9 protein-coding genes are annotated in these 12,277 nt (G+C 73.4%); 4 read left to right on the top strand and 5 right to left on the bottom strand.

Going from position 1 to position 12,277, the window contains the following annotated elements; translation table 11 throughout:
• Positions 1-62: 62 nt before the first annotated feature.
• The 4 genes from JOL79_RS03185 to JOL79_RS03170 all read left to right on the top strand — a co-directional run bounded on the left by JOL79_RS03185 (position 63) and on the right by JOL79_RS03170 (position 3,968).
• Entirely contained in the window at positions 63-350 is a 288-nt protein-coding gene (locus JOL79_RS03185; RefSeq protein ID WP_230984030.1) for a hypothetical protein, read from the top strand.
• Between the two features lie 304 nt (positions 351-654).
• Positions 655-1,572 carry a 4-hydroxy-tetrahydrodipicolinate synthase gene (dapA, locus tag JOL79_RS03180; protein WP_210154057.1) on the top strand — a complete coding sequence of 306 codons (918 nt, stop codon included), beginning with the start codon at positions 655-657 and terminating at the stop codon, positions 1,570-1,572.
• 163 nt (positions 1,573-1,735) lie between these two features.
• Positions 1,736-3,421: a ribonuclease J gene (locus JOL79_RS03175; protein WP_210154056.1), complete on the top strand. Its 1,686-nt coding sequence runs from the start codon at positions 1,736-1,738 to the stop codon at positions 3,419-3,421.
• A gap of 49 nt (positions 3,422-3,470) precedes the next feature.
• Entirely contained in the window at positions 3,471-3,968 is a 498-nt protein-coding gene (locus JOL79_RS03170; protein ID WP_210154055.1) for a DUF402 domain-containing protein, read from the top strand.
• Positions 3,969-3,992: 24 nt separating this feature from the next.
• On the opposite strand, the gene JOL79_RS03165 is transcribed toward JOL79_RS03170, so the two are convergent.
• From JOL79_RS03165 to JOL79_RS03145, 5 genes are all read right to left on the bottom strand, one after another.
• Positions 3,993-5,534, bottom strand: coding sequence for an MFS transporter (locus tag JOL79_RS03165; RefSeq protein ID WP_210154054.1), 1,542 nt, complete (start codon positions 5,532-5,534; stop codon positions 3,993-3,995).
• Between the two features lie 95 nt (positions 5,535-5,629).
• On the bottom strand, positions 5,630-8,827 hold the full coding sequence (locus tag JOL79_RS03160; protein WP_210154053.1) for an ATP-binding protein: 3,198 nt from the start codon (positions 8,825-8,827) through the stop codon (positions 5,630-5,632).
• Between the two features lie 15 nt (positions 8,828-8,842).
• Entirely contained in the window at positions 8,843-9,973 is a 1,131-nt protein-coding gene (locus JOL79_RS03155; RefSeq protein WP_210154052.1) for a glycoside hydrolase family protein, read from the bottom strand.
• Entirely contained in the window at positions 9,970-11,229 is a 1,260-nt protein-coding gene (locus tag JOL79_RS03150; RefSeq protein ID WP_210154051.1) for a glucarate dehydratase family protein, read from the bottom strand. Before JOL79_RS03150 ends, JOL79_RS03155 begins: the two co-directional genes overlap by 4 nt.
• On the bottom strand, positions 11,223-12,128 hold the full coding sequence (locus JOL79_RS03145) for a 5-dehydro-4-deoxyglucarate dehydratase (protein ID WP_210154050.1): 906 nt from the start codon (positions 12,126-12,128) through the stop codon (positions 11,223-11,225). The genes JOL79_RS03150 and JOL79_RS03145 overlap by 7 nt, the downstream gene beginning before the upstream one ends.
• Positions 12,129-12,277 lie beyond the last annotated feature (149 nt).

Raw genomic sequence — 12,277 nt, 5'->3', positions numbered from 1 at the left:
AACTTTGCGCGGTGAAAGGTCGGCAAATGGGCCAATCTGGAGTTAGGCGGTCAGGTGCGGATTTGCCCCTCCCGGCCCCCTATCACGGCCTGCACGTCGCGTCCCTCCAGATGGAGCACATAAAGATCAGGTGGCTCGCCCCCGCCGGCCGTAGCGATCGCGTCCGGGTGCGCCGCCACACCTGCGAGTGCATGCCGGTCATCTACGAGCTGTGCGCCGCGGGAGGGCTGCTCTTCGTCCGGCGGACGGACCGGAGCGCCCGGAAGTTCGAGATCGCGGAGACCGACCGCCTTGTGACGGCGCGTATGGAGCCGGTCTGGTACAAGCTGATCACCGGTATGGCTGTGTGACGGAGCGTGCCGGGGACCATCCGGAAAATTCTTCCCATCGGACTGTAACGCGGGCGTAAGGCGACCCGATTCTCCGGATAGAGGTCGCTGATGTGTGTACCCCCGAGCACATATCAGCGGCCTCTTCCGCTGCCGGGGTGGTGGCGAACCGCCCGGATCGTCGTCTGACGATCTCGGTCCAGGGGAGCGGGAGACGCCGCTATCGCCCGGAAACGGCGGCGGTTCCCGCATTCGCCGTATAAACCCCGACCATAACGGGGTGGCGCGGTCCATCGGCGGCGTGGATCCGGGTAGCGTTCCGTCTATGGCATCGCCAACTGGAACCTCCGACGCCCCCCTCGGCCGCATGCTGACCGCCATGGTCACGCCGTTCACCTCTGACGGCGCCGTAGACTACGAGGGCGTCCAGCGGCTCGCCGCATATCTGGTCGACGAGCAGCGCAACGACGGTCTGGTCGTCAGCGGCACGACAGGCGAGTCTCCGACCACCACGGACGAGGAGAAAGAGCGCATCCTCCGCGCCGTCCTCGAGGCCGTGGGCGACCGCGCGGTCGTGATCGCCGGAGCGGGGACCTATGACACCCGCCACAGCGTGGAACTCGCCCGCACGGCCGAGCGCGCCGGGGCTCACGCGCTCCTGGTGGTATGCCCGTACTACAACAGGCCTCCGCAGGAGGGTGTCCTCCGGCATTTCACGGCCGTCGCCGACGCGACCGGCCTGCCGGTGATGCTCTACGACATCCCCGTACGCACCGGGGTCCCGATCGCGGCCGACACGCTGCTGCGGCTGGCCGAGCATCCGCGGATCGTCGCCGTGAAGGACGCCAAGGGCGACCTGTTCGAGGGCTCGCGGGTGATGGCGGCCTCCGGCCTGGCCTACTACTCGGGCGACGACCAGCTCAACCTGCCCTGGCTGTCGGTCGGCGCGACCGGCCTCGTCAGCGTCGTGGGCCACGTGGCGGGCGCCGACCTGGCCTCGATGGGTGAGTCGTACCGCGCCGGGGACGTGGCGGCGGCGCTCTCCGTCCACCGCCGGCTGCTGCCGGTCATCACGGGGATCATGACCCGCACGCAGGGCGCGATCATGACGAAGGCCGCTCTCGGGCTGGTCGGCCAGGACGGCGGGTATGTCCGCCCGCCGCTCGTGGACGCCACCGAGGAGCAGGTCGCCGTGCTCCGCGAGGACCTCGTCGCGGGAGGCCTCAAACTTGTCGATCGTTAGAACAGCAGATGGAGTCGAATGAGCGAGAGAGACAACAGAACCGGCCGTGCTGATCGGCGCGAAGTCCACGAGGGGCGCGCATGAGAGCACACAGCGAACGAGCCGGGCACGTCCAGCAGAGACATCCCGGCCGGCCGGGCGGGTCGCGACGCGGGGGGGCGGCATGAGTCATCCCCATCCCGAGCTTGGCCCGCCCCCGCCGCTGCCCGAGCACGCCCTGCGCATCGTCGCGCTGGGCGGTCTCGGCGAGATCGGCCGCAACATGGCGGTCTTCGAGTACGAGGGACGGCTGCTCGTCGTGGACTGCGGCGTGCTGTTCCCCGAGCCGGATCAGCCGGGTGTGGACCTCATCCTGCCCGACTTCGAGTACATCCGGGACCGGCTCGACGACATCGAGGCGGTCGTGCTCACGCACGCCCACGAGGACCACATCGGCGCCGTCCCGTACCTGCTGCGTGAGCGCAGGGACATCCCGCTGGTCGGGTCGCGGCTGACGCTCGCCCTCATCGAGAGCAAGCTGACCGAGCACCGGATCCAGCCCGTCAAGATCGAGGTCGTGGAGGGAGAGCAGCGGTCGTTCGGGCCGTTCGAGTGCGAGTTCATCTCGGTCAACCACTCGATCCCCGACGCGCTCGCGGTCGCCATCAGGACGCCGGCCGGCATCGTGCTGCACACCGGCGACTTCAAGATGGACCAGCTCCCGCTGGACGGACGGCTGACCGACCTGGGGGCGTTCGCCCGGCTCGGCGCGGCGGGCGTCGACCTGCTGATGTCCGACTCCACCAACTCGGAGGTGCCCGGCTTCGTCACCAGCGAGCGGGAGATCGCCCCGGTCATCGACGAGGTCTTCCGCACGGCCGACAAACGCATCATCGTCGCGAGCTTCGCCTCGCACATCCACCGCGTGCAGCAGATCATGGACGCCGCGGAGAAGCACGGCCGCAAGGTCGCGCTGATCGGGCGGTCGATGGTCCGCAACATGGGTGTGGCCCGCGAGCTGGGATACCTGAAGGTGCCCGCCGGCCTCCTGGTCGACTCGCGCGAGATCGAGGAGCGGCCGCCGGAGGACGTGGTGCTGATCTGCACCGGCTCACAGGGCGAGCCGATGGCCGCGCTGTCCCGGATGGCCAACCGCGACCACCCGATCCGGATCGCCGCCGGCGACACCGTGCTGCTCGCGTCGTCGCTGGTGCCGGGCAACGAGACGGCGGTCAACAAGGTCATCAACGGCCTGAACCGATGGGGCGCGCGGGTCATCCACAAGGGCAACGCGCGGGTGCACGTCTCCGGCCACGCGGCCGCGGGGGAGTTGCTCTACGTGCTCAACCTGACCAAGCCGTCCAATTTCATGCCGGTGCACGGGGAGTGGCGCCACCTGCGGGCCCACGCCCGGCTGGCCGGACTGACCGGCGTGCCCGACGACAACATCGTCATCGCCGAGGACGGCGTCGTGGTCGACCTGATCGACGGACAGGCGCGGATCGTCGGGGCCGTCCCCTGCGGGTACGTGTTCGTGGACGGCACCTCGGTGGGCGACATCACCGACGTGGCGCTCAAGGACCGGCGCATCCTGGGCGACGAGGGGTTCATCTCCGTCGTCGTGGTCGTCGACTCCACCACGGGCAAGCTCACCGGCGGTCCGGAGATCACCGCCCGCGGCTCCGGCATCGACCCGGAGGCGTTCGACGCGGTGATCCCGCAGATCGAGGCGGCGCTTCAGGAGGTCGCCGCGGCCGGCGTCGCCGACGATCTGCAGCTGCGCCGGACCATCCGCCGTACGGTGGGCCGGTGGGTCAGCGACACCTACCGTCGCCGCCCGATGATCATTCCGGTGGTCGTCGAGGTCTGACCGGATAACCGGTTGTGCTCGGAGACGGGCGTGACATAGCGTCCCGCCCGTGTCCGAGCTGAGAGTGGTCTATCGCAAGTACGGCGGATCTCTGCACTGGAATCACCCCGGCCGGTTGCTGGGGGAGGACGAACACGGAATCTGGATCGGCTGCCCCGCGGGGATGCTCGCCCGGCGGGGCCACGAGCCGCCAACGGTCTTCCATCACGCCTCCGTCATGCTGTTCCCGAGGGACGCGTGGTGGACGGCGTCCTTCAACGCGGCGCCGCACGATCCGGAGATCTACTGCGACGTCAGCACGGTCCCGGAGTGGCGGGACGGCGAGGTGACCATGGTCGACCTGGACCTCGACGTGATCCGCTTCCGGGACGGCCGGGTTGAGCTCGACGACGAGGACGAGTTCGCCGAGCACCGGGTCAGGTACGGATATCCGGACGACGTCATCGGCCAGGCGGAGCGGTCGGCCGCCTGGCTGATGACGGCGGTGGGCGCCGGGGCCGGTCCCTTCGACGGCGTCCACGCCGGCTGGCTGTCCATGGTGAGCTGACCGGCCGGGCCCCGCGGCGGCCCGTCAGCGGGCCTCGGCGGTCACGTCGTGGGGCTCGTCGTACTCCGGCATCACCTTGGGCACGCCGCGCAGGGCGACGAGCGCGACGCCGGCCAGGAGGATCAGGACTCCGGCTCCGGTGAGGGTCGTCACATGGATCGCGTCCACGAACGCCCGGCGGGCGGCGCCGGTCACGACCTCCGCCACGTCGCCGGGCAGCCGCGACGCGGCGCCGAGCGCGCCGGCGAGCGTGTCACGGGCCGGCGCCTCGACCTGCGCGGGCAGCCCGGCGGGCAGGCGCAGGCCGTCGCGGTAGGCGCCGTTCAGAACCGTGCCGAGGACGGCGATGCCGAGGGCCCCGCCCAGCTCGTGCGCCGTCTCCGAGATCGCGCCCGCCGCGCCCGCCCGCTCCTTCGGGACGGAGCCGAGCAGCGTGTCGTTGGTCACGGCGAAGGTGAACCCCATCCCGGCGCCCTGCACGATCATCGCGGCGAGCAGGTAGGGGTAGTCCGCCGTCACGCCGATGCGGCTGAACGCGACGAACCCCCCGGCCGCCAGGACGAGGCCGAGCGACACCACGGGGGCCCGTCCCCACCGGTGGACCAGTGTCCCCGACAGGGCGCCGCCCACCCCGCCGGCGAGCCCGCCCGGCATGCCCGCGAGCGCCGCCACCAGGGGCGACCAGCCGAGGACGAGCTGGAAGTACTGCGCGAAGACCAGCGACATGGCCAGCATGGCGAACACCGCGACGAGTTCGGCGGCCACCGTGGCGGAGAACGCCCGGCGCCGGAACAGCCGGACATCGATGAGCGGCTCGGCCAGCCGCGACTGCCGCCGTACGAACACGACCAGGGCCGCCACCCCGATGGCGGCGGAGGCGATCACGGAGACCTGCGCGACGCCGCCGTGGGTGGCCTCCTTCAGCGCGTAGATGAGGCCGAGCACGCCCGCGGCCGACAGCGGGACACCGGCCAGGTCGAGCCGCCCGGGCCGGGGATTGCGCGACTCGGGCAGCACGAGCGGGCCGGCGACGAGGATGAGCGCGACGACCGGCAGGTTGACGAGGAACACCGAGCCCCACCAGAAGTGGTCGAGCAGCGCGCCGCCCACGATCGGCCCCACCGCGAACCCGACGGCCGACACGCTGCTCCAGACGCCGACCGCGGTGGTGCGCTCCTTCGGATCGGTGAAGACGTTGCGGACCAGCGACAGCGTCGACGGCATGATCGTCGCGCCCGCCACGCCGAGCAGCGCCCGCGCCGCGATCAGCAGCCCGGGGGAGGGCGCGTAGGCGGTCAGCGCGGAGGCGGCGCCGAAGGCCGCGGCGCCGATGAGGAGCAGGCGCCGGCGTCCGATCCGGTCGCCGACGTTGCCCATGGTCACCAGCAGCGCCGCGAGGGCGAAGCCGTAGATGTCCGCGATCCACAGGAACTGGGTGCCGGACGGGGCCAGGTCGCGCTGCAGCCGGGGCAGGGCCAGGTGGAGCACGGTGAGGTCGATGGAGAGCAGGAGCACGGCTACGCAGCACACGGCGAGCGTGCCCCACTTGCGCGAGGTCTCGGTCATGGCGTCAGCGTCGGGGGCCACGCTGACGAGCCGCCCACCGGGCGCTGACGCCGCACCTCCGCGACGGTCAGCGCTCGTCAGCCGGGCTCACCGGCTCAGGGCGGCTCAGGGGCGGTCAGGTCCCCCTCGATGAGGGCGAGCGCGGGCACCGGGTCGTCGGTGGCCGCCCGGACCCGTCCCGCGGTCGCCTCGCGTGCCCCTCCGTACAGGGACTCGAAGGCGGCGTCGCCGATCAGGGCGCGGCACCCCGCCGTGATGCGGCGGATGTCGGGATCCTCGTCGAAGGGCCGCCCGCGCAGCGCGGCTCCCGTGCCCAGCAGGCGCGCCGCCCGATCGCCGTCGCCTTCGAGCAGCGCCACCCCGGCGAGTCCCTCGGCCACCCGCGCGCCGGCAGACAGGTTGCGGACGCCGAAGCCCGTGGTGAGCGCCCGCCGGTGCCAGGCGAGCGCCTCGGCCGCGGCGCCCGCCATCTCGGCGGTGAAGCCCAGCGCCAGGTAGACGCGTGAACGGGTCTCCTCGGCCGTGAACCACCCGGCCGTGCACTCGGCCAGGGCGCTCTCCAGGAGCCGCCGCGCCTCGCCGCCGTCACCGGTGAGCCGGGCCATCTCGCCGAGACCGAGCAGGGCCTCGGCCACCATTTCCGGGGCGCCCACCCTGTGGGCCAGATCGGCCGCGCGCTCGAAGTCGGCGCGGGCCTCCGCCCGAGCTCCCCGGCGCATCCGGGCCACGCCGCGGCGGCACAGCGTCTCCGCCACGTCGCTCCACGCTCCGAGCGTCTCGACCAGGGCCAGGCTCTCCCCCGTCAGGGACTCGACGCGCGCGTAGTCTCCCCGCCACGCGGCGACGTCGGCCAGGGCGCTCAGCATCAGCGCGATCAGCCAGCGGTCGCCGACCTCCCGCGACTGCCCCAGCGCCGCGGTCACCGCCTGCTCGGCCTCGGTCAGGCGGCCGTCGAACAGATGGAGATAGCCGATGCTGAACACGCCGAGCGCGTCGGTCCAGGGGTCGGCCCGCATGACGGCGTACCGCTGCTCCAGCTTCCGCGTCGCCTCTCGGCTGGGCGGGCCGTCGACCGTCGCCTGCAGGACCAGCAGGTACGGCTGCCGGGGGACTCCGGCGCGGGCGTCCACCCGCGCGAGGGCGTCGGCCAGCCGGTGGTCGCGCCCGCCGTCCCCCGACCCCCAGGCGGTCATGTAGACGGCCAGCTCCCACTCCTCCTCAAGCCCGGCCGGAGGCCGCGGCCCGGCCGCGGCGAGCAGTTCCTCCGCCAGGCCCGCGGCCTCGGTGCGCATGCCGCGCAGCATCCAGTAGCCGAGGGTGGCCGCCAGCAGCCGCAGGCCGCCCGCGACGTCGCCGTCCTCGGCCGCCCGGCGCAGGGCCGCGTGCAGGTTGCCGTGTTCGGCGTCCAGCCGCCGGAGCCACTCGATCTGCTCGTGGCCGCGCAGCCGGGGATCGGCCTCCCGGCCGAGGGAGAGGAAGTAGTCGAGGTGGGCCCGCCGCAGCGCCGTGTCCTCGGCCGCGTCGGCCAGGCGTTCCGCGCAGAACGCCCGGATGGTCCCCAGCATGCGGTAGCGGTCGCCGGACACCTCGACGAGCGACTTGTCCACCAGCGAGGCGAGCACGCCGTCGGTGTCCGGCAGCCCGCACACCCGCTCGGCCGCCTCCAGCGTGGCGCCGCCCGCGAAGACGGTCAGCCGCCTGGCCAGGGTGCGCTCGGCCTCGTCGAGCAGGTCCCAGCTCCACTCGACTACCGCGCGCAGCGTCCGGTGCCGCGGCTCCGCCGTACGGCTGCCGCGCGACAGCACGGAGAACGGGCCGGCCAGCGAGCTCAGCCGCGAGGCGATCACGGCGGCCGGAAGCGCGCGGGCCCGCGCCGCGGCCAGCTCGATGGCGAGTGGCAGCCCGTCGAGGGCGCGGCAGATCCGCACCACGTCGTGGACCTCGACGGGGTCGAGCCGCAGATCGGGCCGTACGGCACGGGCCCGCTCGGCGAACAGCCGGACGGCCGGGTAGGCCAGCGCGTCCTCGGGCGGCGTGCCGCCGGGCGGGAGCTCCAGCGGCGGGACGGGCAGCAGCCGTTCGCCGGTGATGCCGAGTGCCTCCCTGCCGGTCGCGAGCACCCGCAGGGACGGGCAGGAGCGGAGCAGGCGGTCGGCCAGCCGGGCGACGTCCTCGACGACGTGCTCGCAGTTGTCGAGGACGAGCAGCATCGACCGGGCCGACAGGGCGGCGCTCAGCCGCGCGGCCGGATCCGCGGGCGCGCGCACCGAGCCGGCGCCGCCGGGCAGCGTGTTCTCCCGCAGCCCCAGCGCGGACAGGACGGCCTGCGGCACGTCGGCGCCGTCCGTGAGGGGCGCCAGCTCGACGAAGCACATGTCCCCGGGGCGGCTCGCGGCCGCCTCCGCCGCGAGCCTGGTCTTGCCGGTGCCGCCGGGGCCCGTCAGCGTGACCAGCCGCGCCTCGGCGAGCAGGGCCTCGACCCGGGCGAGCTCGGCGTCGCGCCCGATGAGCGGGGTGAGCGGCACGGGCGGCGACCGGCGGACGGGCGCCGCGGGCGACAGCGACGGGTCAGACCTGAGCATCGCCAGGTGGATCGCGGCGAGTTCGGGGGAGGGGTCGGCGCCCAGCTCGTCGGCGATCCTCCGGCGGCCCTCCTCGTACGCGGCCAGCGCCTCGGCCTGGTGGCCCGCGGCGTAGAGGGCTCTCATCAGCTGGCCGCGCGACCGCTCGCGCAAGGGGTGGGCGGCCACCCGCCGGCGCAGTCCGGGCAGCAGGTCGTCGTGGCGGCCGAGGGCCAGCCCGGCCTCCGCGAGGTCCTCGGCGGCCGACAGCCGCGACTCCTCCAGCCGGTCCGCCTGCCGGGCCGCGAACGGCGCCTCCGTCACGTCGGCGAACGCCGGTCCCCGCCAGAGCGCGAGGGCCTCCTCCAGCCGGGCGGCGGCCGACGGGTGATCGCCCGCGGCGAGCGCCCGCCGCCCCTCGGCGGCCAGCCGCTCGAACCGCAGCGCGTCGACGTCGTCGGGCTCGACGGCGAGGGTGTAGCCCGCCGGGTGCCGCACCACCAGGTCGCCGAGGTGCCTGCGCAGCCGGGAGACCTGCGCCTGCAGGGCGTTGGCCGCGCCCGCGGGCGCCTCGGCGCCGTAGAGGCCGTCGATGAGCCGCTCGACGGTGACGACCCGCCCGGCGTCGAGCAGCAGCAGCCCGAGCAGGGCCCGCAGGCCGGGGCCGCCCACGGGGACCGGTCGGCCGTCGCCGTGCCACGCCTCAGTGGGGCCGAGGATCCCGAACCGCATGCGTTCGATTGTCGCCTATTGCGGAGATCTGGCGATCGCCCGTGCGATCGCCTCCAGCCGGGCCGCCGACGCGAGGCCCCCGTGATACCAGTGGATCTCCTGCGCTCCGGCGGCCGTGTAGGAGTCGGCCAGCCACGACAGCGCCGCTCCGTCGGCCGGGCGCGGCGGAAGGGCCAGCAGATAGGCGCCCACCCGGCGGCCGAGCGCGGCCAGCGCCCGCAGGCCCGCCTCGTCGACCTCGAGCGCGTTCCAGCAGTTGCCGACGAGGAGGTCGGCGTCCACGCCGGGGGCGACGGTGGCGAAGGGGCCGGTCGCCCACGGGTCGGCGCTGGCGTGCAGCGCGATCGGCATGCCCGGCCGCAGTGAGCGGGCGCGGCCGAGCAGCAGGTCGCGCAGTTCCCCGGCGAGGCCCGTGCGCAGGCCGCGCACGGTGTCCGCGGTGCCGCCGAGGGCGTCCTCCACCGAGGGCGCCGCCCCGTCGACGCCCTTCCTGACCAGGCCGCGCAGCCACGCCGGATCGAGCCCGGCCGCCTCATATCGGGCCGCGCAGGCCGCGCAGAAGCACAGCGACAGGAGCGCGACCTGGGCGGGCGACCAGTCGGCGCCGTCCGTCTTCTCGTGGTGGCCGCCATGGCGGAAGCCGAGCGCGCCGCAGGCCTCCAGGATGAGGGCGTCGGGCCGGCCGAGCTCGACGATCTCCTGGACCAGGGTCGCGCAGTAGTCCCGCACCTCCTGCGCCGCCGGGCACAGCGCGTACGGGTATGCCTCGCCGAAGGCGTTGCGCACGACCAGATCGGGGTTGGCCGTGCCCAGCAGGCTGTTGTGGGTGAGCACCGTCCACGCGTGGACCGGCAGGCCCGCGTCGCGCAGGGCGTCGCGGGCCTCGCCGAACGGGTCGGCGGAGGCCACCCAGGGCGCGCCGGCGGGCGTCAGCCGGGCGCCCCGCCACGCCTCCGGCCGTACCGGGACGTAGCAGGCGGAGTGCCTGGCGTCGACCAGCCGGTGCGCGGGATGCAGCGGCGTGGCGGCGCGGGTCGTGTGATACGACGCCGCGAGCGCCACCGCGTCCGCGCCGACCCCCTTGAGACGGCCGGCCGCCTCGGGATCGCCCACGATGTCCCAGGGGTAGGCGTAGACGACGTTCACCAGCGGGGCCTCCTGGTGGAGAAGGACGGGTCGACGGCGCGCATGTACGTCACGTCGTCACGGGCACGGATCCCGCACTTCTCATACTGCTCGTTCATCACGGCGAGCGCGTCGCGATCGAGCTCGACGCCGAGCCCCGGCCCGTCCGGCACGGGCACCGCGCCGTCCGCGAACCGGAGAGCTCCGGGGGCGATCACGTCCTGGCCGTCCTGCCAGGGCGTGTGGGTGTCGCAGGCGTGGGTGATGGACGGGGTGGCCGCCGCCAGGTGCGTCATCGCGGCGAGGCTGATCCCCAGGTGGGAGTTGGAGTGCATGGACAGCTCGATCCCGAAGGTCGCGCACAGCGTCGCGATGTGGGCCGAGCGCACCAGGCCGCCCCAGTAGTGGTGGTCGATCAGGAGCACGCCGATCGCGCGCCGCTCGATCGCCTCGGGCAGGTGCTCGGGGGTGACCACGCACATGTTCGTGGCCAGCGGCATCGGGACCTCGCCGGCGACCCGGGCCATGCCGTCGATGCCGTCTGTGGGGTCTTCCAGGTATTCGAGCACCCCGGCCAGCCGGCGGCCCACCTCGATCGAGGTGTCCACGCTCCAGACGGCGTTCGGATCCAGGCGCAGGGGGTGTTCGGGGAAGGCCTCCCGCAGCGCGAGGATCGCCTCGGCCTCCTGACGCGGCGGCAGCACGCCACCCTTCAGCTTGATCGATTGGAAGCCGTACCGGCCGACGAACACGCGGGCCTGCTCGACCAGGCCGGCGGGGTCGAGCGCCGGGCCGAAGGCGTCCTCGGGCGCGCCCGGGTGCCCGGCCCACTTGTAGAACAGATAGGCGCTGTACGGCACCGCGTCCCGCACCCGGCCGCCCAGGAGGTCGACGACCGGCCGGTCGGCGGCCTTGCCCTTGATGTCGAGGCAGGCCACCTCGAAGGGGGAGAACACCCGGTCGACGGTCTTCACCCGGCTGGCCGCGCCGGTGAGCCCGTGCAGGTCGGTGACCACGTCGGCGCCGACGGCCGCGGCCACCGCGGCGTAGACGGCGTTGTGGTGATAGACGTCCAGACCGGTGATCGAGGCCGCCGCGTCCCGCACCTTCTCCAGGTGGTCGAGGTCGCCGTAGGTCTCGCCGAGGCCGGTGAGTCCCTCGTCTGTCACCACCTCGACGATCGTGCGCAGCGCCCACGGCTGGTGCACGCCCATCGCGTTGAGGAGCGGGGGATCCCGGAAGGCGACCGGGGTGACGCGGACCTCTCTGATCAGCATCCGACGATCTCCAGTCCACGCGTGATGATCTCTTCGAGCCGGGCGACGTGCTCCGGCGCGGCGTCGACCAGCGGGGGGCGCACCGGGCCCGCGGGAAGGCCGCGCAGCCTCACGCCCGCCTTGACCAGCGAGACGGCGTATCCGGGGACGCGGTCGCGCAGCTCGACCAGCGGCCGGTAGAAGTCCGCCAGCAGCCGGTTGGCCAGGTCGTCCTCGCCGGCGGTGACGGCCTTGTGGAAGCCGAGCGCGACCTCGGGCACGAAGCAGAAGGCGGCGGATGAGTAGAGCTTGACGCCCGCGCCGCGGTAGGCGGGCACGGTCATCTCGGCCGTGGGGAGCCCGTTGAAGAACGTGAAGTCGTCTCCGGCGGCCCCCCGCACGGCGAGGACGATGCGCTGGATGAGGTCGAGGTCGCCCAGCCCGTCCTTGAAGCCGGTGATCTGCGGCACACCCGCGAGCTCCACCACGGCGTCCGGGGTGAAGCGGGCGGTGCCCCGCTGGTAGACGATCGACGGGAGGCCGGTCGTCGTGGCCACCTCCCGGAAGTACCGCACCATGCCCTCCACGGGGGCGTTCACGAGATAGGGCGGGAGCAGCAGCAGCCCGTTCGCGCCGGCCCGCTCGGCGGCCCGTGCGCAGGACCGGGCGAACGGCAGCGCGCCCCCGGCCCCCGAGACGACCGGCACCCGCCCGGCCGTCGCCTCGACCGCGATCCGCACCACCCGCTCGTACTCGTCCAGGTCGAGCGCGTTGAACTCGCCCGTGCCGCAGGCGGCGAACACCGCGCCCGCGCCCGAGCTCACCCCCCGCTCGACATGCCGGCCCAGTGTCTCCTCGTCGAGCGCGCCGTCGGCCCGGAACGGGGTCACCGGAAAGAAGAGAACGCCATCAAGATGCATGTATCCACTCAATCTTGTCGTGCCCCGTCCCGCCCGGTCCGGACGGGGAGGTGCGGGAATGACAGGGAACGACGGGCCGTTCGCCGCGGAGAGGCGTCCGGTCATCGCATTCATGAATGTGAATCACAGCCAGCATTGTGAACGGGCTC

The organism is Microbispora oryzae (genome assembly GCF_017896165.1).
GTDB lineage: Bacteria > Actinomycetota > Actinomycetes > Streptosporangiales > Streptosporangiaceae > Microbispora > Microbispora oryzae.
The sequence above is the reverse complement of the archived record's forward strand: the minus strand, read 5'-3'. Positions and strand labels throughout refer to the sequence as shown.